The organism is Flavivirga eckloniae (assembly GCF_002886045.1).
GTDB lineage: Bacteria > Bacteroidota > Bacteroidia > Flavobacteriales > Flavobacteriaceae > Flavivirga > Flavivirga eckloniae.
Genome location: NZ_CP025791.1, coordinates 3,103,712 through 3,128,346, shown reverse-complemented (window position 1 = coordinate 3,128,346; position 24,635 = coordinate 3,103,712). Strand labels below are relative to the sequence as shown.

Annotated in this window: 27 protein-coding genes; 16 read left to right on the top strand and 11 right to left on the bottom strand. The window is 33.7% G+C overall.

Translation table 11 applies throughout. The features are described from left to right. Nucleotides 1–120 precede the first annotated feature (120 nt). From C1H87_RS12930 to C1H87_RS12920, 3 genes are all read right to left on the bottom strand, one after another. A complete protein-coding gene (locus C1H87_RS12930) occupies nucleotides 121–1,389 on the bottom strand; it encodes an MFS transporter (RefSeq protein WP_102756217.1) in 1,269 nt (422 codons plus the stop codon). A gap of 63 nt (nucleotides 1,390–1,452) precedes the next feature. Continuing rightward, nucleotides 1,453–3,144: a single-stranded-DNA-specific exonuclease RecJ gene (recJ, locus tag C1H87_RS12925; protein WP_102756216.1), complete on the bottom strand. Its 1,692-nt coding sequence runs from the start codon at nucleotides 3,142–3,144 to the stop codon at nucleotides 1,453–1,455. A gap of 45 nt (nucleotides 3,145–3,189) precedes the next feature. Next, the gene (locus C1H87_RS12920) at nucleotides 3,190–3,612 is read right to left on the bottom strand and encodes an OsmC family protein (protein ID WP_102756215.1); all 423 of its coding nucleotides are present in this window, start codon (nucleotides 3,610–3,612) and stop codon (nucleotides 3,190–3,192) included. A 59-nt stretch (nucleotides 3,613–3,671) separates the two neighbouring features. Here C1H87_RS12920 and C1H87_RS12915 point away from each other — a divergent pair, with 59 nt between their 5' ends. Continuing rightward, nucleotides 3,672–4,262 carry a carboxymuconolactone decarboxylase family protein gene (locus C1H87_RS12915; RefSeq protein WP_102758259.1) on the top strand — a complete coding sequence of 197 codons (591 nt, stop codon included), beginning with the start codon at nucleotides 3,672–3,674 and terminating at the stop codon, nucleotides 4,260–4,262. A gap of 69 nt (nucleotides 4,263–4,331) precedes the next feature. After that, the gene (locus C1H87_RS12910) at nucleotides 4,332–5,114 is read left to right on the top strand and encodes a toxin-antitoxin system YwqK family antitoxin (protein ID WP_102756214.1); all 783 of its coding nucleotides are present in this window, start codon (nucleotides 4,332–4,334) and stop codon (nucleotides 5,112–5,114) included. Between the two features lie 183 nt (nucleotides 5,115–5,297). Here the strand turns inward: C1H87_RS12910 and C1H87_RS12905 are convergent, their stop codons facing one another. Genes C1H87_RS12905 through C1H87_RS12885 form a run of 5 tightly spaced genes read right to left on the bottom strand, consistent with a single transcriptional unit; the run spans nucleotide 5,298 to nucleotide 8,036 of the window. After that, the gene (locus C1H87_RS12905; protein WP_102756213.1) at nucleotides 5,298–5,870 is read right to left on the bottom strand and encodes a uracil-DNA glycosylase family protein; all 573 of its coding nucleotides are present in this window, start codon (nucleotides 5,868–5,870) and stop codon (nucleotides 5,298–5,300) included. A 12-nt stretch (nucleotides 5,871–5,882) separates the two neighbouring features. Beyond that, entirely contained in the window at nucleotides 5,883–6,227 is a 345-nt protein-coding gene (locus C1H87_RS12900; protein WP_102756212.1) for a HopJ type III effector protein, read from the bottom strand. Beyond that, nucleotides 6,227–6,904, bottom strand: coding sequence for a 16S rRNA (cytidine(1402)-2'-O)-methyltransferase (gene rsmI / locus C1H87_RS12895; protein ID WP_102756211.1), 678 nt, complete (start codon nucleotides 6,902–6,904; stop codon nucleotides 6,227–6,229). The genes C1H87_RS12900 and rsmI overlap by 1 nt, the downstream gene beginning before the upstream one ends. Next, nucleotides 6,904–7,260, bottom strand: coding sequence for a DoxX family protein (locus C1H87_RS12890; RefSeq protein ID WP_102756210.1), 357 nt, complete (start codon nucleotides 7,258–7,260; stop codon nucleotides 6,904–6,906). Before C1H87_RS12890 ends, rsmI begins: the two co-directional genes overlap by 1 nt. 20 nt (nucleotides 7,261–7,280) lie before the next feature. Beyond that, the gene (locus C1H87_RS12885) at nucleotides 7,281–8,036 is read right to left on the bottom strand and encodes a hypothetical protein (RefSeq protein ID WP_102756209.1); all 756 of its coding nucleotides are present in this window, start codon (nucleotides 8,034–8,036) and stop codon (nucleotides 7,281–7,283) included. Between the two features lie 106 nt (nucleotides 8,037–8,142). Here C1H87_RS12885 and C1H87_RS12880 point away from each other — a divergent pair, with 106 nt between their 5' ends. The 14 genes from C1H87_RS12880 (at nucleotide 8,143) to C1H87_RS12815 (ending at nucleotide 21,359) form a co-directional block, all read left to right on the top strand. Next, nucleotides 8,143–8,796 carry a thymidine kinase gene (locus C1H87_RS12880; RefSeq protein WP_102756208.1) on the top strand — a complete coding sequence of 218 codons (654 nt, stop codon included), beginning with the start codon at nucleotides 8,143–8,145 and terminating at the stop codon, nucleotides 8,794–8,796. Further along, nucleotides 8,789–9,895: an alanine racemase gene (gene alr / locus C1H87_RS12875; protein WP_102756207.1), complete on the top strand. Its 1,107-nt coding sequence runs from the start codon at nucleotides 8,789–8,791 to the stop codon at nucleotides 9,893–9,895. The genes C1H87_RS12880 and alr overlap by 8 nt, the downstream gene beginning before the upstream one ends. A 67-nt stretch (nucleotides 9,896–9,962) precedes the next feature. Further along, nucleotides 9,963–10,364: a large-conductance mechanosensitive channel protein MscL gene (mscL, locus tag C1H87_RS12870; protein ID WP_102756206.1), complete on the top strand. Its 402-nt coding sequence runs from the start codon at nucleotides 9,963–9,965 to the stop codon at nucleotides 10,362–10,364. A gap of 139 nt (nucleotides 10,365–10,503) precedes the next feature. Next, nucleotides 10,504–11,493: an aspartate-semialdehyde dehydrogenase gene (locus C1H87_RS12865; RefSeq protein ID WP_102756205.1), complete on the top strand. Its 990-nt coding sequence runs from the start codon at nucleotides 10,504–10,506 to the stop codon at nucleotides 11,491–11,493. Between the two features lie 86 nt (nucleotides 11,494–11,579). Next, nucleotides 11,580–13,718, top strand: a complete 2,139-nt coding sequence (locus C1H87_RS12860; RefSeq protein ID WP_102756204.1) for a prolyl oligopeptidase family serine peptidase — start codon at nucleotides 11,580–11,582, stop codon at nucleotides 13,716–13,718. 501 nt (nucleotides 13,719–14,219) lie between these two features. Beyond that, a complete protein-coding gene (locus C1H87_RS12855) occupies nucleotides 14,220–14,684 on the top strand; it encodes a DUF1572 domain-containing protein (RefSeq protein WP_233783121.1) in 465 nt (154 codons plus the stop codon). A gap of 31 nt (nucleotides 14,685–14,715) precedes the next feature. Beyond that, nucleotides 14,716–15,438, top strand: a complete 723-nt coding sequence (locus C1H87_RS12850) for a carbon-nitrogen hydrolase family protein (protein ID WP_102756202.1) — start codon at nucleotides 14,716–14,718, stop codon at nucleotides 15,436–15,438. Next, nucleotides 15,435–15,992 carry a hypothetical protein gene (locus C1H87_RS12845; RefSeq protein WP_102756201.1) on the top strand — a complete coding sequence of 186 codons (558 nt, stop codon included), beginning with the start codon at nucleotides 15,435–15,437 and terminating at the stop codon, nucleotides 15,990–15,992. Before C1H87_RS12850 ends, C1H87_RS12845 begins: the two co-directional genes overlap by 4 nt. A gap of 354 nt (nucleotides 15,993–16,346) precedes the next feature. Then, a complete protein-coding gene (locus tag C1H87_RS12840) occupies nucleotides 16,347–17,939 on the top strand; it encodes a hypothetical protein (protein ID WP_102756200.1) in 1,593 nt (530 codons plus the stop codon). Beyond that, on the top strand, nucleotides 17,932–19,020 hold the full coding sequence (locus C1H87_RS12835; protein WP_102756199.1) for a lipid II:glycine glycyltransferase FemX: 1,089 nt from the start codon (nucleotides 17,932–17,934) through the stop codon (nucleotides 19,018–19,020). Before C1H87_RS12840 ends, C1H87_RS12835 begins: the two co-directional genes overlap by 8 nt. Then, nucleotides 19,017–19,508: a GNAT family N-acetyltransferase gene (locus C1H87_RS12830; protein WP_102756198.1), complete on the top strand. Its 492-nt coding sequence runs from the start codon at nucleotides 19,017–19,019 to the stop codon at nucleotides 19,506–19,508. The genes C1H87_RS12835 and C1H87_RS12830 overlap by 4 nt, the downstream gene beginning before the upstream one ends. 88 nt (nucleotides 19,509–19,596) lie before the next feature. Then, entirely contained in the window at nucleotides 19,597–19,797 is a 201-nt protein-coding gene (locus C1H87_RS12825) for a hypothetical protein (protein ID WP_102756197.1), read from the top strand. A gap of 249 nt (nucleotides 19,798–20,046) precedes the next feature. Further along, nucleotides 20,047–20,961: an ABC transporter ATP-binding protein gene (locus C1H87_RS12820; protein WP_102756196.1), complete on the top strand. Its 915-nt coding sequence runs from the start codon at nucleotides 20,047–20,049 to the stop codon at nucleotides 20,959–20,961. A 101-nt stretch (nucleotides 20,962–21,062) separates the two neighbouring features. Next, on the top strand, nucleotides 21,063–21,359 hold the full coding sequence (locus C1H87_RS12815) for a phage repressor protein (RefSeq protein WP_102756195.1): 297 nt from the start codon (nucleotides 21,063–21,065) through the stop codon (nucleotides 21,357–21,359). 35 nt (nucleotides 21,360–21,394) lie between these two features. Here C1H87_RS12815 and C1H87_RS12810 read toward each other — a convergent pair whose 3' ends face one another. The 3 genes from C1H87_RS12810 to C1H87_RS12800 form a co-directional block, all read right to left on the bottom strand. Continuing rightward, on the bottom strand, nucleotides 21,395–21,802 hold the full coding sequence (locus C1H87_RS12810; RefSeq protein ID WP_394337938.1) for a 3-oxoacyl-ACP synthase: 408 nt from the start codon (nucleotides 21,800–21,802) through the stop codon (nucleotides 21,395–21,397). 31 nt (nucleotides 21,803–21,833) lie between these two features. Further along, a complete protein-coding gene (gene mtgA / locus C1H87_RS12805) occupies nucleotides 21,834–22,538 on the bottom strand; it encodes a monofunctional biosynthetic peptidoglycan transglycosylase (RefSeq protein WP_102756193.1) in 705 nt (234 codons plus the stop codon). 78 nt (nucleotides 22,539–22,616) lie between these two features. After that, nucleotides 22,617–24,554, bottom strand: a complete 1,938-nt coding sequence (locus C1H87_RS12800) for a tetratricopeptide repeat-containing sensor histidine kinase (protein WP_158655219.1) — start codon at nucleotides 24,552–24,554, stop codon at nucleotides 22,617–22,619. Nucleotides 24,555–24,635: the final 81 nt, after the last annotated feature.

The window sequence follows — 24,635 nt, the reverse complement described above, 5'->3', positions numbered from 1 at the left end:
CTAAATGAATTTGTAATATTTATTATTACAAATTCATTTTTTTTGCTAATAAGCACTTGTTTTAAGACTATTAAACTCGTAAATATTAAAAGATACTTGCCAAATAAAAGCGCTTGTTAACTATTCGTCATTCTCATGCGCCTCAATATCCTTTGTTAAATCTAATTTTCTAAACGACGGCGATACTAACCCTGTGGTTATAACAGTTAGCAGCGTCATTGTACCTCCAAAAACAACTGCTACAACCGTTCCCATATACTTAGCGGTTATACCACTTTCAAAAGCACCCAACTCGTTAGAAGATCCAACAAACATAGAATTTACAGACGATACACGTCCGCGCATATTATCAGGTGTTTTAATTTGTAAAATAGTTTGTCTAATCACCATAGAAACACCATCTGTCATTCCACTAAAAAATAATGCCAGTAGCGAAATCCAGAAAACAGACGATAACCCAAAGACTATAATACAAACACCAAACCCAAAAATAGCAGCTAGTAATTTCATCCCAGCATTTTTACTTATTGGTATATATGCTGTAACCAACATGGTTAAAAAAGCACCGACAGCAGGGGCAGCGCGTAATACACCAAACCCTTCACTTCCTACCTTTAAAATATCTTGAGCGAAAACAGGCAATAAAGCTATGGCTCCACCAAATAAAACAGCGACCATATCTAAAGTCATAGCACCTAAAATAGCCTTTGTTTTAAATACAAAACGAACTCCCTCTTTTAAACTTTGTATTACAGGCTCCCCAATTTTAGGATTTAAAATAGGTTTCCGTTTTATCTGAAATAAAATAAATAAAGACAGTAAAACCAGCCCAAAAATGATGCATAACGACCAATGCACACCAATCCAACCAATAGAAAGTCCTCCAAAAGCTGGTCCTAAAACACCTGCCATTTGCCAAGTAGAACTATTCCAGGTAGCCGCATTCGGGTATATTTTTTTAGGCACGATCAACGCCACTAAAGAAAAAATGGTGGGTCCGAAAAAGGAACGTAAAAAACCACCAAAAAACACCAAGCCATAAATAGAGTAGAGTATTGTTTTAGTAGTCCAACCTTCAACAACGACATCCCAGGTTAACAAAAACAGCCCTAAACTAATTAGTGAAAAAGCAGCAATGCATGTAGCTAGCAAGTTTCGTTTTTCTTTTTGGTCTACAATATGTCCTGCAAATAACGCCATGGTAAATGCCGGAATTATTTCCATTAAACCAATAATTCCAAGAGACAAAGGGTCTTTGGTTAAGGTATATACTTGCCATTCAATAACAATAAATTGCATAGACCAGCCAAATACCAATACAAACCGAACTAATAAAAAAATATTGAACTCTCTAATTCTTAAAGCCGCATAGGGGTCTTTTTTCGCCATTAAAATTTAATTTTTACTAGTCTAAGAATAGCAATTGTTTTATTTTAGTTATTATCAATAAATCTATTCCTTAATATCTTTTAACTTAAGCTGCAACGATACATTTCCTTGCCACTCATTTTCATCTATAGAATAAACTGCTCTAAATGGTTTTTTATCAGAAATCAAATCAAGCTTATCGCCCATATTAAAACCAATACAGACAATATTATTCGCTCCAGATTGTGTTGCCGTTAATCTTAAATGGGTTTTATCTGCTCCCACACATTTGCCATAACCTGTATCCGTTAAGTTTTCGGTCATAAAAACAGGAGCCATATTATTAGGCCCGAATGGGGCGAACTGTTTTAAAACCCTATAAAACTTTGGCGTAATATGATTCAAATCTATTTGAACATCAGCTTGTATCTCTGGAGTCAACAGATCTTTAGCTATTGTTTTAGCAACAACATCTTCAAAAGCTTGTTTAAAAGCTTCGTAGTTCTCTTTTTTTAAAGTTAATCCAGCTGCATATTTATGTCCTCCAAACTGTTCAATATGCTCACTACAAGCTCCTAAAGCATTATAAATATCGAAACCTTTAACCGAGCGTGCTGAAGCTGCCAACTTATCGCCACTTTTTGTAAATACCAAAGTAGGTCTGTAATACGTTTCGGTTAATCTAGAAGCCACAATACCAATAACGCCTTTATGCCAAGTTTCATGGTAAACAACAGTAGTAAAGCGTTTCTGTTCTTCTTGTTCTTCAATTTGCTTAAGAGCTTCTTCTGTAACTTGTTTATCTGTTTCACGTCTGTCCTCATTATAATTATTAATTTCAGAAGCATGTTGCGCAGCCAAACCTTCATCATCTTCAGTTAATAAAGTCACTGCATAATTACCATGTTTCATACGTCCGGCGGCATTTATTCTAGGTGCTACAATAAAAACCACATCGGTAATAGTAAATTCTGTTTTTTCAACCTGGTTTAAAATAGCTTTAATACCAGATCGCGGATTGGTATTAATAACCATAAGTCCAAAATAAGCCAATACCCTGTTTTCTCCTGTTATAGGAACAATATCTGCTCCAATCGCAGTAGCTACCAGATCTAAATACTGTGTTAAATCATCTACCGTTTTTCCTTCCTTTTGTGCTAAGGCCTGTATTAATTTAAAACCGACACCACAACCACATAATTCCTTATACGGATAGTTGCAATCTTCCCGCTTGGGGTCTAGAACAGCTGCTGCGTTAGGAATTTCATCTCCAGGCCTATGATGATCACAAATAATAAAATCGATACCTTTCTCTTTAGCAAAGGCTACTTTTTCAACCGATTTAATCCCACAATCCAGAGCTATAATAAGCGTAAAGTCATTTTCTAAAGCAAAATTAATGCCCTTGTAGGATATTCCATAACCCTCATCATACCTATTTGGAATATACGTATGTATTAAATTGTATCGTGTTTCCAGATACTTAGACATTAAAGCAACCGAGGTTGTTCCATCTACATCATAATCGCCATAAACCAAAATATTTTCATTATTAGCCATTGCCTGTTCAATACGAGCAACTGCTTTATCCATATCTTTCATTAAATATGGATCGTGCAAATCGTCTAAGCTCGGTCTAAAAAAAACTTTAGCCTGATCGTACGTTTCAATACCCCGTTGTAATAAGAGCGTTGCTAATACCGAATCTACTTGAAGTGCTTTTTGTAACGCCTCTATTTTAGACGGTTCTGGTTTTGGTTTTAATGTCCAACGCATGGGTTGATCTAAATTTTATGGTTTAAAAGTTATACAGAACAACTTTTATTTTTTATGAAAATGAGTTTCTATAACTATTTCTGAAAATTGTCTGAACATTTCCATAACACCACAATACTTTTCTATAGATAGATCAACAGCTTTTTGAAGTTTCTTTTCACTTAAATTTGAGCCATAAAAATGAAAATGCATGGCTACTTTATCATAATACTTCGGGTGCTCTTCGGTTAAGTTGGCATCAATATCTATTTTAAAACTATCTACCTCCAATTTCATTTTCTTGATTAATGACGCAACATCCAAACCAGAACAACCTGCTAAAGCAGATAACATCAAGGCTTTAGGACGATATCCTTCACTCTTTCCTCCGTTTTCCTCTCCTGCATCAATAAACAAATTATGCCCAGACGGATTGGTACTTTCAAACTTCATGTCTCCCAACCAAGTTGTTGTAATATGATTTGTCATTTTTAATAAATTATTTTTTGTTTCTTGTAGTTTCAAAAATACTATTAAAAAATAAAAATATGCCTTTAGTAACACCTTTATCTGCGGATCATGACACTGAAACAAAAAAACTTGCAGAATTCTTTAATGAAACACTGGGATTTTGCCCTAACTCTGTGCTCACCATGCAGCATCGTCCAGCAATTAGCAAAGCGTTTATCAATCTAAATAAAGCCGTAATGGCCAACGAAGGTCGTGTAACCTCTGCTTTAAAAAGAATGATTGCCTGGGTAAGTAGTAATTCCACAGGTTGTAGATATTGTCAAGCCCACGCTATTCGTGCTGCTGAGCGTTATGGTGCCGAACAGGAACAATTGGATAATATCTGGGAATACCGTACACATCCGGCTTTTAGCGAAGCAGAACGTGCTGCCCTAGATTTCTCATTACAAGCATCTCAAGTCCCTAATGGTGTAGACGAAACCATTAAAAAACGCTTATACGAACATTGGACCGAAGGTGAGATTGTAGAAATGTTAGGCGTTATTTCTTTATTTGGTTATTTAAATCGTTGGAACGATTCTATGGGTACCTCAATTGAGGATGGAGCGGTTGAAAGTGGTACGAAATACCTTTCAAAACATGGATGGGAAAAGGGAAAGCACAAATAATTTACACTAATCGCTTGGTCAGTAATGAATTATTATTTATGTTAGCCCCAACTATAATAACCCAAGATTATGAATTTACCTACAACTACCGCTAGAGTGATGCTTTTTTGCGCGCTTTTTAGTCTTTTCTGCTGCAATAAAAAAGAAGCGAAAGACTACTCTGTACCCTCGTACATACCTAGAAACTCGTACTTTGTGGACAATTACCAAGGTGTAAAAGTCTATAGAGACAATATTTCTAGAGAACCTTTGGATGGCTACTTTATTGTCGGCAACGAAACAACCAAATGGGAAGAATTCCGCATAAAAGAAGGTCTTTTATTTGATGATTATATTTTTTACCATCAAAACGGTGAAAAATTTATGCAATCTAAATATAGAAATGGAAAACTTAATGGTGAAGAAAAAACCTTTTTCCCTTCTGGAAAACTTAAAAAAATTAGTAAGTATGTAGATGGGAAACTTGATGGGAAAGCTATTTCTTATTTTGAAAGCGGACAGGTACTTACTGAATCGGAAATGAAGGATGACAAACCTTTAGCATCTATAACATACAACGACAAAGGGGACATCGAGTCTAGAATGTTTATAGTGGATGGGAAAAGTATAACACAAACTCTTAAAGACGGTAAAGTATTTAAAGAACAAATATCATCTATTTACGATAGTTTTGAAGGCGTAAAGTTTTATAATGAAGATAGCAGTATGAAGATTTACCTGCGCATGATAGACGAAGGTAAAGATACGTTCTTAGTAGAACTAAATGAAAAAGGTGAAGAAATAAAGCGTATTAATTTTGCTACTAACCCGAGAGAAATCTCTAAGTATAGAAAATATATAAGTAGTCTTTAAATAATTCGCTTTATATGATTATAATTAAACCTCACCATTGGTGGGGTTTTCTATTATATATCCATTTCACTCACTTAAAAGCACTTATTATCAAAATACCACTCATTATCAAGCTGTGTGAAAGTCGTAGTATTTTTTTATTTCAAAGACTACTATGATAAGTTAATTGTTGTTTATAAGCCTTTAAAGCAATTGCTTCACCTTCGTTTGCAACTCTGGCAAAACCTCAACATTAAACCAAGGGTTTTTTGCTAACCAAAATCGATTTCTGGGAGACGGATGTGGTAAGGGCAAATAGCCTTTTGGTAAATAATCTTTATAATTTGCTACCGTTTCGGTTAAAGTTTTCTTTGCTTCTTGTTTTAAATAGTACCTCTGGGAATACATTCCTATTAAAATAGTCAACTCTATATTGGGTAACTCATTTAACAATGGTTCGTGCCACTCTTGCGCACATTCAGGTCGTGGTGGTAAGTCACCCGTTTTTCCTTTACCTGGATAACAAAAACCCATTGGAACTAAGGCTATTTTGGTTTCGTCGTAAAACTCTTGGTCTGCAACACCCAACCACTTTCGCAATTGCCTACCACTAGGATCGTCCCAAGGCACACCTGTTTTATGAACACTTGTTCCTGGAGCTTGACCGATGATAATTATTTTAGCATCTGGATGGGCCGATACAATAGGACGAGGTCCCAATGGCAAATGTTCTGAACATATATTGCATTGCCTAATATTGTAAAGTAAATCATCCATAAAAACAAGAATCTATTTTTTACTTAGCGGTTCTTCACTAAAAGAAAGTCCTTTGAAACCCGTTTGCATAAAATTTCTAATATTTTGGTGTCCCGTTCCATTAGGATCTTTTAAAACCTCATTGAAATAAAACTGACCAAAACACGCCAACGTTTCCTCTTCTGTTAAACCTTGCACTTTTGCAAAAGCAAACAATTTACAAGAACCTGAATTCTCTCCACTTTTGTTTTGCACGTCGCCATTGGTAAATGCTACCGGAGAGAAATTATAATTAGCTTCAATTACTCCCATTGTTTCAGAAAACGCGATGGCTTCTGGTGTGTTTTTAAGCTTATTCTTAAATGCTTCTAGTGTCATTAACTCTTATTTTTTCCACCAACAACGATCACAATTTCTCCTTTTGGTGGTTTATTGGTATAATATTCTAAAACTTCTTTTGCTGTTCCTCTAATGGTTTCTTCGTAAAGTTTTGTGAGTTCCCTGGATACAGATACTTGTATGTCTTCCCCAAAATACTCACAAAAATGACCAAGTGTTTTTACTAGTTTATGCGGGCTTTCGTAAAAAATAATAGTTCTGGTTTCCTCTGCCAACAGCAATAACCGTGTTTGTCGTCCTTTTTTAACGGGTAAAAACCCTTCGAATACAAACTTATCGTTTGGTAATCCCGAGTTCACCAAAGCTGGTACAAAAGCAGTTGCGCCAGGCAGGCAATCTACTTCAATATTGTTTTCTATACATGAGCGGGTTAATAAAAACCCCGGATCAGAAATTGCAGGTGTTCCTGCATCGCTAATCAGTGCCATGGTTGTTCCACTTTTTAATTTTTGAACAACACCTTCAACCGTTTTATGCTCGTTATGCATATGATGTGATTGCATAGGTGTGGTAATATTGAAGTGCTTTAAGAGTTTTCCGGAGGTTCGGGTATCTTCGGCAAGAATTAAATCAACTTCTTTTAAAACATCAACAGCCCTAAAAGTCATATCTTTTAAGTTTCCTATGGGTGTTGGTACGATAAAAAGTTTACTCATTAATCTCTAATTTGTTTTCCTAAAAAATAAGATGGAAAAATTAGCAACAAGCCATAAAATGAATAACCAAAAACACCATGCCCTGCATAATGATGTGCTGCTGTTGCCAATACCAGATCAAAGAAAAAACCAGCATAAGCCCATTCTGTTAACCAGGTACTTTTTCGCCATAAAATCATAGCAATGCCCAAAACTTTTAACACCGCTAAAGGAATCACAATATAAGTTGGATAATTTAGGTTTTCAAAAAAACCTTTAACCATATCTGTTTTCGTAAAATACATGGAGGCAGAATACGCCATTAACAAGCACAAAAGTACTGTACTTACCCAATACAAGGTTTTATTTAATTTCATTAAACTATGGTCGGAAAATTTTATTCGAACTTACTTTCAATAATTTCCATGAATCGTGTTTCAAACTCCTCCTTATCTACCCAATTATTATAATCTGGCTTTATGATATCCTGTATTAAGTTTTTGGCTTCATTAAAATTGGTAGACGTATTTATCTGGGATATAACACGATCGTAGTCTTCACTTCTACCATCAAATAAATGTTTTATAAAAGCAATTTTATCATTAAGTCCAATATTAAGCCTCTTGGTTTTTAATTTATCGTTCAATGATTTTTTTTCATCCGATTTTCCATTGTTCTGTACTTTCGAAACAGGTTCAAAAATCGGTGTTTCTTTAAACCCTGCAGTAATTTCTTCAAAATCTGCTTTTTGAGTTTTTGGCTTAGGGTCCCTAGGAATGGCCTGTTCAAAAATTTCGTCAACTTCCTGGGTTTCATGTGGCATTTGCGCCACCATATCTTTAATCTTTTCTATAACGGGCTCCATAATATCATCATCTTCAACTTCATCAAGATTAATATAAATCTTATCTTCAATTTCAATATTATCACTAACCTTATTATTAAATGCCTTGTCCAACATATCGAAAAAGGATGAGTCGCTTCCTATTGTTGGTATATCATCTTCAAAATTCTCATGGGCAAACTTTAATACCGATAGCTTTTCGTAAAGAGCTGATACCTCTGCATGCATTCTAATAACATCTTCCTTCCCCTTCAGTTTGAGAATTCTATGTGCTATACTAATGAGTTCCGACTCTAGCTTCTTCTTCATTATTTATAATTTTTAAATTATTGCTATTAACACTTTTGATTTTTATAAATTTACGCCACCTTTATACAAATGAATAATAGCTTTGTTTTAGTGTTAAAATTACGAAATGTTTCTTGAAAATACGGTAAATCATAAAGAACAATTTGGATGGATTGAAGTTATTTGTGGCTCGATGTTCTCTGGAAAAACAGAAGAATTGATCCGCAGGCTTAAGCGCGCCCAATTTGCAAGACAAAAAGTAGAGATTTTTAAACCAGCCGTAGATGTACGTTACGATGAAGAAATGGTAGTCTCTCATGATGCCAACGAAATTCGATCAACCCCTGTCCCTGCTGCAGCTAACATTCCTATTTTAGCAGATGGTTGTGATGTTATTGGTATTGATGAGGCTCAGTTTTTTGATGATGAAATTGTACGTGTTTGTAACGATTTAGCAAACAAAGGTGTTCGGGTTATTGTTGCCGGGCTCGATATGGACTTTAAAGGTAATCCTTTTGGCCCCATGCCTTCTTTAATGGCAACAGCAGAATATGTTACAAAAGTACATGCAGTTTGCACCAGAACTGGTAATTTGGCACAATATAGCTATCGCAAAGCTAAAAGCGACAATCTGGTACTTCTTGGCGAAGTAGATGAATACGAGCCTTTAAGCAGGGCGGCTTATTACAAAGCCATGATGCGTGATAAAGTTAGAAATATGAATGTAAATGAAGCCGAAGAAGTGACACCTAAACCTAAAGACACGGATGCAGATGCCTAAAGCGCAAGAAACTGTACTTGAAATAGATTTAAAAGCACTTAAGCATAATTTTGAGTATCTAAAATCGAAACTTCAAAATGGCACTAAATTTTTAGCAGTAGTTAAGGCTTTTGGTTACGGAAGCGATTCTTGCGAAATAGCAAATTACTTGCAAGAACTCGGTGCCGATTATTTCGCGGTGGCCTATACAAACGAAGGTGTAGCTCTGCGTAAAGCAGGCATTACAAAACCCATTTTAGTACTACACCCTCAAGCTGTAAATTTTAAAACACTAATAACATATGCCTTAGAGCCCAGTTTATACAACACTAAGGTTTTAAAGGAGTTTATTGAGATTGCCTTAGCAGAAAAGCAAAGTGATTACCCCATTCATATAAAGATAAATACTGGTTTAAACCGACTTGGTTTCTGTAAAAACGACATCGATCATGCTGTTACGGAAATAAGAAACACAACGGCTGTAAAAATAACCTCTATCTTTTCTCATTTAGCCGCCAGCGAAGATTTAAACGAAAAAGCATTTTCTTTAAATCAAATTGAAAGCTTTAATACCATTTCTAAAAAGATAATCGAAAAACTAACTTACCAACCCATGCTTCATATGTGTAATACTTCGGGCATATTAAATTATCCTGAAGCACATTTTAATATGGTTAGGGCTGGTATTGGGCTTTACGGATTTGGAAATTCCCACGAGGAAAACAAAAACCTAATTCCAATTGCAACTTTAAAAACGATAATATCTCAAATACACCATATTGAAAAAGATGCATCTGTTGGCTATAATAGAGCATTTAAAGCAAATTCTACTTTAAAAACAGCAACACTTCCCATTGGTCATGCAGACGGTATTGGCAGGCAATATGGCAATGGAAAAGGTTTTGTAACTATAAAGGGACAACAAGCTCCTATACTTGGTAATGTTTGTATGGACATGATTATGGTTAATATTACAGATATTGATTGTAAAGAAGGGGATGAAGTTATTGTATTTGGACAAAACAATACCGCAGAGCAATTAGCTGAAACCACCAACACCATTTCCTACGAAATCATCACATCTGTTTCTCAGCGAGTTAAACGAATCTTTATAAAATAAGAAATTTAACAAATGTTAATTTTTTTATCTATTTTAGTATTTCACTAACCAAATAATTATAAAGATTATGCTTAAAGAATTCAAAGAATTTGCAATGAAGGGCAATCTGGTTGACATTGCCGTCGGTTTTGTAATGGGTGCTGCTTTCAAACAAGTAGTGACTTCGTTTACAGGGGGTATAGTTTCTCCATTGATTGGGTTGATTTTCAAATCGGACTTCAAAGATGTAAAATGGATCATTAAAGAAGGGATTGCCAATGCCGAAGGTGCTGTTGAAGGAGAAGTTGCATTATTAACAGGGGAGTTTGCGACCAATGTGATAGACTTTATTATTGTAGCATTCGTCATGTTTATGATGGTTAAAGGCATAAACAAAATGAAGAAAAAAGAAGAACCTGCTCCAGAGGCTCCTGCTGGACCATCTCAAGAAGAATTACTCGCCGAAATACGAGATTTATTAAAGAAATAACAACTTGTTAAATAAATAACATCGTGTTATTTTGTTGTTAAAAAGACCTTATTTCCAGAAAATGAGGTCTTTTTTTAGATTCTAAAATAGAATTAATACTTAATTTTGTGATCTAAGAAATTTATTAAATATATATAAAATGAAAGTAGCTGTTGTTGGAGCCACAGGTATGGTTGGTGAAGTCATGCTAAAAGTGTTAGAGGAACGTAATTTTCCCGTTACAGAGTTATTGCTTGTTGCATCCGAACGTTCGGTTGGAAAAAAATTAACTTTTAAAGACAAAGAATACACTGTAATTGGTTTAGCAGATGCTGTAGCAGCAAAACCTCAAATCGCTATCTTTTCTGCAGGTGGAGATACTTCCATAGAATGGGCTCCTATATTTGCAGAAGCTGGCACCACGGTTGTAGATAACTCTTCGGCTTGGAGAATGGATCCTACCAAAAAACTAGTTGTTCCAGAAATAAACGCTAGCGAGCTCACCAAAGAAGATAAAATTATAGCAAACCCTAACTGCTCTACCATACAGATGGTAATGGCATTAGCGCCGTTGCATAAAGCATATAAAATGAAACGTGTTATTGTTTCTACCTACCAGTCTGTTTCTGGTACAGGTGTAAAAGCTGTGAAACAATTAGAAAATGAAATAGCAGGAATAGATGGCGAAATGGCTTATCCGTATCCTATTGGAAGAAATGCATTACCGCATTGTGATGTGTTTATGGAAAATGGATATACCAAAGAGGAAATGAAATTAGCCAGAGAGCCACAAAAAATATTTAACGACAAAACATTTTCTGTAACCGCTACAGCCGTTCGTATTCCTACTGCTGGCGGGCATTCGGAATCTGTAAACGTAGAATTCGAAAACGACTTTGATTTAGCAAATGTTCGTAAAATGCTTCATGAAACGCCTGGTGTTGTTGTACAAGATAATACAGATACCAACACATATCCTATGCCTATTTATGCGCATGACAAGGATGAAGTATTTGTAGGTAGAATTCGTAGAGACGAAACACAACCTAATACATTAAATATGTGGATAGTTGCCGATAATTTACGTAAAGGTGCCGCAACGAATACAATTCAGATAGCCGAGTATTTGGTTGAGAATAGTTTAGTGTAATCGCATTTTTTTTAAGAATAATTTAAAAGCTTCTGTTTTAACAGAGGCTTTTTTTGTTATTTTTGGTCTTTTAAACGCACTCAATCATGAAAAAATTAATAGTCAGCCTCTTATCTCTAATCCTTTTAATTTCTTGTAAAAAAAATACCGACGTGAAGTACCCTGAAACAAAAACCGTAAACAGCATGAGTTCTTATTTTGGTGTTAAGGTAAAGGACCCCTTTCGTTGGCTGGAAGATGATCGAAGTGAAGACACTGAAGCCTGGGTAAAAGCTCAAAACAATTCAACTTATAGCTTTTTGGATAAAATCCCATTTAGAGAAGAACTTAAAGAACGTCTTTCCAGTTTATGGAATTACGAAAAAATAAGCGCTCCGTTTGTAGAGAGTGATTATACATACTTTTATAAAAATGATGGTTTACAAAACCAATATGTTATATACAGAACTAAAGATAATGGAGAACCGGAAGTCTTTTTAGACCCCAATTCGTTCTCTAAAGATGGCACAACCTCTTTAGGCAGTACAAGCTTTTCAAAAGACGGCGGTATCTTAGCCTATTCTATTTCTGAAGGTGGTAGCGACTGGAGAAAAATCCTGATAATGAATACCGAAACCAGGGAAATAATAGAAGATACTTTAATAGATGTAAAATTCACCCAAATATCGTGGTATAAAAATGAAGGTTTTTACTATTCCAGTTATGACAAACCGGAAGGTAGTGAACTATCTGCAAAAACAGATCAGCACAAAGTATATTATCATAAATTAGGGACATCCCAAAAAGAAGATGCTTTAATTTATGGAGGAACTCCAGAAGAAAAACATCGCTATATCTACGCTAATGTTACCGAAGATGATAACTATTTAATTATTACACCTAGAGTTTCAACCTCTGGAAACAAGTTGTATATAAAAGACCTTTCTAAACCTGATAGTGAATTAATCACGGTTTTAGACCATACAGATAGTGATACATACCTTATCGAGAATGAAGGTAGCAAACTATTTTTAGTTACAAACCTTAATGCACCTAATAAAAAAATAGTTACTGTAGACATGGCCAACCCTACTCCAGAGAATTGGGTAGACTTTATTCCTGAAACAGAGCATGTTTTAAACCCAACAACAGGTGGAGGTTACTTTTTCGCTGAATATATGATTGATGCGATCTCAAAAGTTAAGCAATACGATTATAACGGTAAACTCATCAGAGATATTAAATTGCCTGGTGTTGGAAATGTAAACAGCTCTCGTTCTAAAAAAGAAGAAAAAACAGGTTATTATTCCTTTACAAACTACAAAACACCTACCAGCATTTATAAATTAAATTTTGAAACCGGTGAATCTGAATTGTACTGGAAACCTGCTATAGAATTTAATAGCGATGATTATGAAAGTAATCAGGTTTTTTATACGTCAAAAGATGGCACCAAGGTTCCTATGATAATTACGCATAAAAAAGGCCTAGAATTACATGGTAAAAACCCAACCATATTGTATGGCTATGGAGGGTTTAACATTAGCTTAAATCCGTCGTTTAGTATCGCTAACTCGGTTTGGATGGAGCAGGGAGGTATTTTAGCGGTTCCTAACCTTCGCGGAGGTGGTGAATATGGCAAAGACTGGCATGATGCCGGAACCAAGCTGCAAAAACAAAATGTATTTGACGATTTTATTTCTGCAGGTGAATACCTAATTGAAAATAAATATACGTCATCAGATTATTTAGCCATTAGAGGAGGTTCTAATGGAGGGTTGTTAGTTGGTGCAACCATGACCCAGCGTCCGGATTTAGCTAAGGTAGCTTTACCAGCAGTAGGCGTACTGGATATGCTTCGATATCACACATTTACAGCGGGAGCAGGATGGGCTTACGATTATGGAACAGCCGAACAAAGCAAAGAAATGTTCGAGTACTTAAAAGCATATTCTCCAGTACATAATGTAAAACCTGGTGTAGAATATCCTGCTACATTAATAACAACAGGAGATCATGACGATCGTGTGGTACCAGCACATAGTTTTAAGTTTGCGGCTGAGTTACAAAGCAAGCAAACCGGAAATAACCCTACCCTTATACGTATAGAAACAGATGCTGGTCATGGTGCCGGAACACCAGTAAGCAAAACCATTGAACAATATGCAGATATTTTTGGATTTACTTTATACAATATGGGCTTTGAAGTGCTTCCTTATAAAACTAAAGAAAAGGTAAAAGGTTAGGATAACTTAAAACTCGTAACTAACGGTTATATAAAACCATTTGTATTTATAACAAAATTTATAGTACTCTGGTTTATGTTATTCCAACATTTAATTGCCTATTTCTAGTATCTCAAATTGCTTAAAAAGCAATAATGACGTCTGGGATTATGCCAGTAGTAATCCTAGTCCTTTACATGGGTACTGTTAAGATAATCGTTCAAGGAGCTGCTATCTCAGGTTTTTAAGCGTGTGCATTTGCTAACCACTGTTAGCAATTAATGTTATTTAAGTAAATGATCCTCGGGGCAAGCGCACGAGGCATTCAATTGAAAATATTATTTATAAATTCCGAAGCTAGCTTCGAGGTATTAGACCTAAGATCCCGCTGGATACTGAAACGAGTTCAGCACAAGAAGCGGGATTAGTTCTTCTTGCTATTTTGAATGCTTTGCTTCGCAACTATTCAAAATAGAGTTTCACTAATAAAATTATAACATAAAAATGGAATTAACTGAGTTATTGATAAGCCGCTTAAAAGAAGTACTAACCGAAGGGAAATGGGTCTCTGGAACAAATTTTAAAGAACAAATTTTTGACTTAGACTGGAAAGAAGCCATTCAAGAAGTAGATTCACTAAATTCAATTGCCGACTTAACATTTCATGTCTCATATTACATCGCAGGCGTAACAAATGTACTGGAAGGTGGTTCGCTTGATATTAGAGATAAATACAGCTTTGATTACCCTCCAATTGAATCTCATGAAGATTGGAGAAATTTAGTAAACAAGTTTTGTACTGATTCTGAAAAATTTATCAGTCTTGTAGAGAATATGACTAAAGAACAATTATTTGAACCCTTTGTTGACGAAAAATATGGAAATTACCATAGAAATATAGATGTAATGATTGAACATACCTACTATCATCTTGGCCAGGTCATGCTTATAAAAAAAATGATAAAAGCCACTACCAATGATGCATAAATCGTATTAAAACCTTTTTTTTGGAAATGTTATGAAAATATGTGTCGCACAAATAAAACCAGATAAAGGAAATATTCAAGAGAATATTAAAAGCCACAAAAGTTGGATTGAAATTGCCGTTTCCGAAAACGCTAACATTATCATTTTTCCCGAATTGTCATTAACAGGTTACGAACCTGAACTCGCCAAGGCATTGGCAATAGACAAAAGTGATACTAGATTAGACGTGTTTCAAAACATGAGTAATCTAAACAACATCTCAATCGGACTCGGTGTACCTACTAAATCAATACCTGAAAACCTAATCAGTATGATCATTTTTCAGCCCAATCAAATTCGAAAGATCTATTCAAAACAAAAACTACATTCAGACGAACTGCCCTTTTTTGGAGAAGGCACCGAGCAAATGATTTTGACAGTAGAAAATAAGAACCTCGCACCTGCAATTTGTTACGAGTCTTTATTAAAAGAACATTCACAGAATGCCAGAAACTTGGGTGCGGAATTTTATCTGGCTAGCGTAGCCAAATCTCAAAACGGCATTGAAAAAGCATTGATACATTATCCAAAAATCGCTAAAGCATTTTCAATGCCGGTTGTTATGTCGAACAGTATTGGGTTTTGTCATGATTTTCTAAGCTCAGGGCAAAGCGCCGTTTGGAATAAAGAAGGTAAACTTTTAGAACAATTGGGAAGCGATAAAGAAGGACTTTTAATCTTTGATACTAAAACTGAAAAAGTAACTCTGGTTTGAAAAAAGCACCAGTAATATTATTTTGTTTAATTCTGGGGTCTTGTGGAATTAAAAATGACAAATCAGAATTTGACAAAATTACTTTTAACAACGAATTAAATAGCTATCTATTTAATTCAACAGAATTCATCCTCAACCCCTTGACCTTAAAAACAGAATCTGGATATGACAATGTTCCTGACTCAACCAAATATATCGTAAAATCCAACGCGATTGTAAATAAAGATAGCTTAAGGTTAATGCGATTTGTAGAATTAAAACAAATAAATGCAGACACTCTTGAGTTAAATATATTTGAAACCAATCCAGCTTATAGCCAAAATTTAACCATAAAGATAATAGACAATCAATTCTCATCAGAATTCGAATATAATATGTCCGGACCTCTAATTGAACCGAAAATCAAGAGGCTTAAACAGGAATTAACGATTAAATCGATTCCTAAACAAAAAGGTGAGATGATGTTTGGTCAATTCTACTTTAAAGGCATTTGCGAGTCAGACTGTGAAGGAGGCATTGAAATAACAGGTGATTTTAAAGCTACTTTAGAATAAAAACTTGCCCTGTGATCAAAAAATATCAAGTGTAAAATAATGTAATGTCTGGTCGACTGCAGTCGAGACCTTTTTAAAACCTCTCACAAACCTACAAACAAGACTTCAATAATGACTAAAGAGATTTTTCATCCTATTTTTGCTCTTCGATAAAAGTTATGCTCAAATACACACCCATTCTGTTGGGATTGAGCAAATAATTTCTCTTGATATTCTTTTTTGCCTTTCATAACTAAAGACAATTAATTTATCAATATATTGGTCTCGTCCAACAGGCACAAAATGTATAATTTATTGCTGCGGATTTTCAGGCAATAACGCATAGACAAAACGCTGTATTACATTGAAGAAGATATGATTGATAAGATATATTTTAAAACTCCAACACTAAAAAAATATTATAATCTTGTAACAAATAAGTCTTCAAACTCATTTTCTTTAAAATTAAATGAAATAAAAAAAGGGCAACAAGTTGAAGAGATTTCGGTAATACTAAAATTCTCTAGCCCTATTGCCCAATATAGAAGTCCTCAGTACACTTGGGAAAAAATTAAAAAGAGAGAAATCAGTATAAATTATCATAGTCCAAAAATCATTGTGCTTGATGACGGCACCCATGTAATTAGCTCAAGAAACATAGGTGCTTGGGTGATAAAAGATTCCTATACTATAGAGTGGCTTTTAAGATCTCCAACATTAACACCCTTTTTTCAGTACAATAAAACAGGAGGGAGAGTTTTTAATACACTATTTAATACCGAAAACTTTGATCTTGAGTTACTTTTTACAAAAGGGGAGGTACCAGAATTTAGCAGATCAAAAATTCCTTTTAAACCTATTATTTGTTTCACCGATCATTGCGACTTTGATGACAATGATAAATTAAATAAACAACTACATTTTTTTAAAGAAAATGGTGTAACAGTATCAAAAGGATTCTTTTTAAATCACTTCTCAAAAAGAAAAGAGAATAGCTCGTATGAGCGAGATAGTGAATTGATTAAAAGGTTTGATCAAAATGGACATGAATTATTTTATCACGCTCTCAGTCAATCATTAAGAGAAAAACAAGACTCAATACAAGAATTTAAAGACTTTACTCCGCCTCCAGAATTAACTGTTCGAACCTATGTCGATCATGGATATCAGGTATATAACTTTACAAAAAGACAAGAAACGGGCTTAACAGACTCGCAATGGGCTAATATTATGGAGCGAAAAGGTATTCAAAACTTATGGACTTATCTGGATTCTGGTACTGCGATGAATGGAATAATCAATCAACTTAACCCAAGTCACTTTTCGCTAGGAAGGGTGATAAAATTTAATGGGTTCAATTTAAAATTGATAACACGAACTCAACTATTCTTTTGTGGACGTGAAGATATGCTCTTAAAATATCGAAAAATTGCTCAATTGGCAAAGCAAGTCATAAGCAAAAAAACAACCAAGAAAATAGTCACTCTATTAATAAATATTAGTTACGTTATCAATTTTATGATTCGATCAATAATCTTTGATCGTAAGAAAGCATTTAAATACGCTACTCACTCTCCTTTTGTATTTGAAGCTATTATTGAAGGAAAGACTTTTCATCTATTTCAAACAGTTGAAGTAACAAATTTTGAGGACACATTTTCACCAAGAAATATTGATCTTTTAATCAAAGAATCTGGAGCAATTATCGCACATTGTTATTTTGCTTCACCACTGGCACATCAAAAAGGAAAATTGTTTCAAGAAGGAGAGATTTCTCCAAAGAATCAGAGCAATTTCAAATATTTAAAAGAGAAAATAGAGTCAAACGATGTTTGGAACCCTACAATTAGTGAGCTAATTAATTTTTCAAAGGAAATTACAGACTTGAAATTTTACTGGGATAATGAAAAACAAAAAATTCAAGTAAATAATTTAAATGTTCCTATAAGATATATTCAATATGTATAAGTTTTACTGGACAAATTCGGAAGAAGATTTTCGTTTATGGGACGAGTTTTTAAGTTCCACAAAAAGGGGGCATTATTCGCAATTAAGCCATTGGCTAAAATCTTATTCCAACTATGGATTTATGATTGATTTATTGATTGTAAAAAATGATAAAGGTGAATTAATTGGTGGAGCTGGTATGGTAATTAGCAAAATACTGTTTTTTAAATTTTGTTCCTGTGCATGTGGACCAATAATAAAAGAGGGTCACGAAGAAATATTTAATGAAGTAGTAGAAAAAATCAAGGCGCAAGCTAAAAAGTATCGTCCTATTTGCAGCTCTATTAATTTTCCGATTTTGGCACAAGAAAATAAAAATATTGCTCCATTCTGCATTAATACGGAACTTGATAAGGCTACTATAAATGGATCATACAAGGGTAATATGGTCAAATCAGTCACATCAATTAACGGATTTAGAGAAGTTAAAATAGACTATAGTAGTGAGGTTTCACCAGAAGAGGCCTTGTTTAAGCAGTTTAGTAATAACACCAAGAGAAATGTTAAAAAGGCATTAAAAAATAATTTAAGCCTGCATTTTGCAAAAACAGAGGACGAAATCAATGAAGCCTATAAATTAATAGAATTAAATGGTAAAAATAGGGGTTACTCTGTGAGATCATGGGAAGATTTTAAGGAAACCCTTATAAACATGATTAAATCGGGTAGTTGCATCATTCCAGTTTGTAAACATAATGATGAATTAAAAGGAGCTTTGATAGTTTTTCATACTGGTAAACGTTTTACCTATATATCTGGTGGTACTTTACGAGAAGAAACAGATCTCAAAGTTGGGCATTTCTTACACTTTCAAATGTTGAAAATATCCATTGAAAAAAGATATAACTTTTATGATATTTCAGTTGGAGGGAGTCTAGGCGTAACCAGGTTTAAAGAAGGGTTTGGTGGTAGGCATGTAAAGTTTATTGGAGAAAGATATTGGATTCATAACAAACCTCTTTTCTGGTTTTACAATAAATTATTACCCTCCCTAAAGCGGCATAAAAAATTCATATCAAAAATTTTAAAGTTTCTAAAATGAATTTATTAAAAAAATTGATCCCTAAAAGAATTGAACAGTTGGTTTATGTTCTAAACAAAAATGAAGAATTACCATCCTTAAAAATCGGTTTTAATATAGAAGAATCCTTAATTACCAATAATTACAATTCAAAGAAAAAAAAAACCAAACATCAACTCTTAATAAATCAAGATATAGTTTATACCAGTAATACTTTTGAAAAGGTTCATTTTATGAAAAGTATAAATGAATATAATTCGCTAGTTATTGGCGATTGTTTTACCTATAAAAACTATAGAGGCTTATCCATTTACCCATTTATGCTTCAAAAAGTTGCAAAGGAAATGTTTCAAAAAGTGAATAAGATATTTATACTTGTATCTCCTGAAAACGCAGCATCTATAAGAGGTATTGAAAAAGCAGGCTTTACGCTTTTATACAAGGTGTCTACAATTAGAGTAGGTGTTTTTTATTTTCTTACTAGAAAAACGTATCAAAACAAAATCTAAACCTCCATAAATCGGCTATGATAAAATAGTTGGTTTTATTTTTCCTAATAGGAAAAATGAAGAATTTGAAAAGAGCAAAATAAAAAACTTGATAAATTCGCTAGCAGGAATTAATATGGATGTCTTTACCCATTTTGACTCCTTTTATTATAAACACGCTTTTATTGGCAACACCTTATCTTATCAAGAAAGAATAGCAAATTCATTTTTCAATACGGTTTTTGACGTATTAGAACTAGAAGAAGAAAACAAAAAAGATTTTAAAGAATATATATCATTAACCGTGTAGATGAATACAAAGTCGAAAGTATTAAGATATTCAAGTCCAATGAAAATTTAACAGCAAAAGCAGGGGTTACTGAAGAAAAAGTTGATAATAAATGGAAAATAAGTTCATTTGATGAAGGGGAATATAATACGAAAAAAATATTTCCTTGTAAATTTTAAATAAAGTCTTCTCCAAGCATAAGCTATACCATTAAATAAAATGTTCAATAAGACATAAATTTTATGTTATTTTTGCATTCTTGTAAAGGTTATGCTTCAAGTAAAAAATATATCGTTTCGCTATAAAAAACAAGCCGTTCTAAACGACATTAGTTTCAATGTCAAAGCAGGTGAACACTTATCTATTATAGGCGAAAGTGGTTCTGGTAAAAGTACCCTCCTAAAACTGCTTTATGGCACTTACGATCTGGACAAAGGGCAGATTTTTTGGAAAGATTCCGAAATTTCTGGACCTAAACGTAATTTAATTATCGGCCCGGAATTCATGAAGTACGTCGCTCAAGAATTCGATTTAATGCCTTTTATTAGCGTTTCAGAAAATATTGGTGCATTCCTATCTAATTTCTATCCAGAAGAAAAACAAGCACGTATTAGCGAGTTACTGGATGTCGTTGAGTTAAAACCTTTGGCAAAAACAAAAGTTAAAGAATTAAGTGGCGGACAAAAACAACGTGTTGCCTTAGCCAGAGCTATTGCCAAACAACCTGAAATTCTTTTACTAGACGAACCTTTTAGTCATATCGATAATTTTAAAAAACGATCCCTACGCAGAAGCTTATTTAAATACCTAAAAGAAAAGAATATTACCTGTATTGTTGCAACGCATGATAAAGATGATGTACTATCGTATTCCGATACTATGATTGTGTTACACGACGCTAAAATTATAGCCAATGACACGCCTGAGTATTTATACAACAATCCGGGGAACAAATTGATAGCTTCCTTTTTTGGTGAATACAATAACATTAAACCTCGTGGCATTATATATGCGCATCAATTAAAACTAACCAACAAATCAGATTTAAAAGCCTTAGTAAAACAATCTTATTACAAAGGGCATTATTATTTAATTGAAACCGATTTAAACGGAGAAACCGTATTTTTTGAAAATGATACCGCCCTTAAAAATGGGGAGCATGTCTTTTTAAACTTCATTAAATAAATTAAGATATCTTTGCATCAGTTCATTGAAAGGTTCTTTTAAGAAATTTTGAAGGATATATAAGTCAATAGTGGCTTATATAACTTTTAAAATTTAATATTATGAATTGGAAAATTCAAAAACTTCAAAATGGTGAAACCATTATTTCAAAAGAACCCGGTAATTCTATATTGCCTCTGCTAAAATCTAAACAACCTGTAAAAATCAAACCTATACATTGGGAAGATTGTGAAACAGGAGATATTGTTTATTGTAAGGTTAGAGGAAATTGTTTTACACATCTTGTAAAAGGAAAAAACAACAAACGTGGCTTATTAATTGGTAATAATCACGGAAGGATTAACGGATGGACTAAAAATGTTTATGGTAAAGTAATAGAAATATTGCCAATGTCTTAGACATTATCTAACACATAAACACACAATTTACTTTTTTAAATAATTTGATCTATTATAAATTTCTGCTCTCTAAACCCTACCTCCTCACCAACCCCCTTGCCAATAAGCAACTTTCCAATAGGTGTATTAGGCGAAATTGCATAAAAAGTAACATCATCAACTATTAATTTACCAACACTAACAGCAATAAAATAATTAGCTTGTACGGTATAAACAACACTGCCCAAACCTACTACCTCCAACGTTTTGAATACATCTATCTTAGATAGAGTTTCTTTAACTTTTTGAACTTCTGCTAACTGATTTCCTACCTTTTCACGCTCTAACTGTAACATAGCACGTCCCGTTTCATGTTTATCGCCCGCACTACTTTTCGTCTCTGAAGTTAATGAAACCTGAATTTCGTTTATAGTATTCTGTATGGTTTCAAATCTATTATTCACGGCATTTAAGCATTGAGAATAGAGGTCTTCCTTAATTTTTAAGCTTTCCATCATCCTTTGTATAATCTAACGATCCAAAATAACCCATTTGTTTTATAATCCAAACCTTTCTGGCTTGAATATAACTAGATACAGGATTTGCCTTATACGCCCTTGGGTTAGGCAAAATAGCGGCAATAGCGGCAGCTTCCAGTTTCGATAATTTGCCAGCGGATTTTTTAAACCAATATTGAGATGCCTCCTCTGCTCCGTAAATACCATTGCCCATTTCTATACTGTTTAAATAGACTTCCATAATACGCTCTTTAGACCATGTTTGTTCAATTAAAAAAGTAAAATAAGCTTCCAATCCTTTACGAAACCAACTTCGTTGTGGCCACAAAAAAACATTCTTTGCTGTTTGCTGGCTTATAGTACTAGCCCCTTTTAATTTTTTACCTTTTTTATTGTTTTTATAAGCTTTTTCAATGGCCTTTATATCAAAACCATTGTGATCCAAAAAATTTTGATCTTCACTACAAATAACAGCTAATTGCAGGTTTTTAGAAATATGGTCAATCGAAACCCAATCATGTTTCCATATTTTATTTTTTGTAGTATCTGATTTTTCAAAATACCGTACCACCATAAGCGGAGTAACCGGAACCGGAACCCACTTATATAAAAAAACAAAGCCTATAGATACTATAAGGAACCATAATATGACCTTAAATATAAATTTAAAAAAACGTCTCATTAATTTAAACAACTTACTTTTTAAGACTTCTACTTAAAAACAGCAATAAACCTACTAATTATTTACCAACTAAAACAGTTACAAATCTTCTTCCAAGGGGATTTCAATAGTAAATACTGTTCCTCTACTAATAGCACTATCTATAACAAGCTCACCTTTAAGCTGTGCTGCCCTATTTCTCATATTGGAAAGCCCTATACCATCTTGTATTTGCGCCACATTAAAACCTTTACCATCATCTTCAAACAATAGCTGAAATGTCTTTTCATAAATAGTAAGATGCAAGTCAATATTTTTGGCATTAGCATGTTTTATCGTGTTGGTAAATAACTCCTGAATAATCTGATAAATTTGCACTTTAATAGTTTCTGACAAATTATCTATTTTTTCTTCGGGATGTGTCAAAAAATTAATTGAAAAATCTACAATTTGTTTTATACTCTCAACATATTCGCGAATAAGTGTAGTAAATGCATTTTTATGAAATTTACTTGGGGTTAGATCATGTGAAATACTACGAACCAGCTTGTAAGTTTCATCTACCTGAAGGATGATACCTTGCTCTTCTTCATTTAAACGTCCCTTGTTAGACATTCGTAATTTGATTCCGGCTAAATTACCTCCAATACTGTCATGCAATTCCTGAGCTATCCTTGTTCTTTCTTCTTGTTGCGCATCCAAGGAAGTTCTTGCCAGTTTTAGTTCCTGCTCATTTAAAAGAGATACTATTTTACGGTTATTTAATTCTTTTTGGTTTATGTTTAATTGGTTTTGAGTCTGTAATTTTTGATAGTACACATAAAGCAATGCCAAAATAGGTATTAAAAGAATTAAAAAACCATATAAAAATGCTTGTCTGATCGTTTTCTCTCGATTAATTTCTGCTTGCTTAACTAATTGTATTTCTTTAAGTTCGAATATCTCCTTTTCTTTCTGTAACGTTTGGTATTTGTACTCCAGATCTTTAACAACGATATTGTTCTGTTCTTTTAAAATCATATTGGAAATACCCAAATATTGCGTCATTAGGTTATATGCATTTTTATAATCACCTTTAACAGAATAAACACGCCTTAAACCATTAATAACCCTTCTTTGAAGCTCTAGTCGATTCCATTGTATCGCATTAGTATACGCAATAGTAAGTATCATTTCAGCGTCATCATACCGCTCCAATTGAATATAAATTCTCCCAAAACTCAGCACTGCTTCTGTATAAATGTCATAATGGTCATGCTCTAAACTACGCTCCATAATGCTCTCGAAAATGTCGAAAGCTTCATCATTATTTTCTTCTTCCCATGCAATGAATCCTTTATATAATTCTACTTTTAAAATTAGCTTTAGGGACTTTCCCGAATGAGCCAGAGCTTTATCTAAAAAAACAGCAGCAGTAGTAATATTGTTTTGCCTAAAATTTAAAACACCTAAACAATAATTTGCCTGAGCGATTATCTCACTTTCAGCAGATTTCAAGCATTCATGAAATAGTTCTTTCGCCTTTTTATAATTCTTTTTTTGTATATAGACTTTTCCTAAACCTATTTTCAACCATTCTACTTCGGGGTGTTTTAAAGGGTTTTTAACTATAGAAATACCTTCAATATAAGCTTTAAGCGCATTTTCATATAGCCCATTCATGTACATGCCATCACCTTGAAGCCTTTTGGCCTTAATTTGGTGCAAATTATAATTGCTTAATTTTTGTTTCGTATGGGACATAACAGAATCCATTCTTTTGGCATAAAAGACAATAGAATCTGATGTTCCTGCATGGGCATGGGTAATTCCAATATTATAAATCAAATCCAGTCTTTTATCTATATCGACCTCTCGTTTTAGTTGATGATAAATCGAATCTGGAATAGTCTTAGGCGTATAACCAAAGGCCTTAAAGTTAATCATTTCCTGGCCTATGGCTGTATTTGATGCAAAGAGAGCTATTAAGAAAATTATAATATTGTCTCTATACTTTTTATAAAGAAAAACGTTCTTTCTAAGGGGCGTGGGGCTCAACGTATATTAATTTTTAAATTTCTAGTAATATGAATATGGCTCTGGTTTTAATCAAAAACCTAAAGTAAAATTATACCTCAA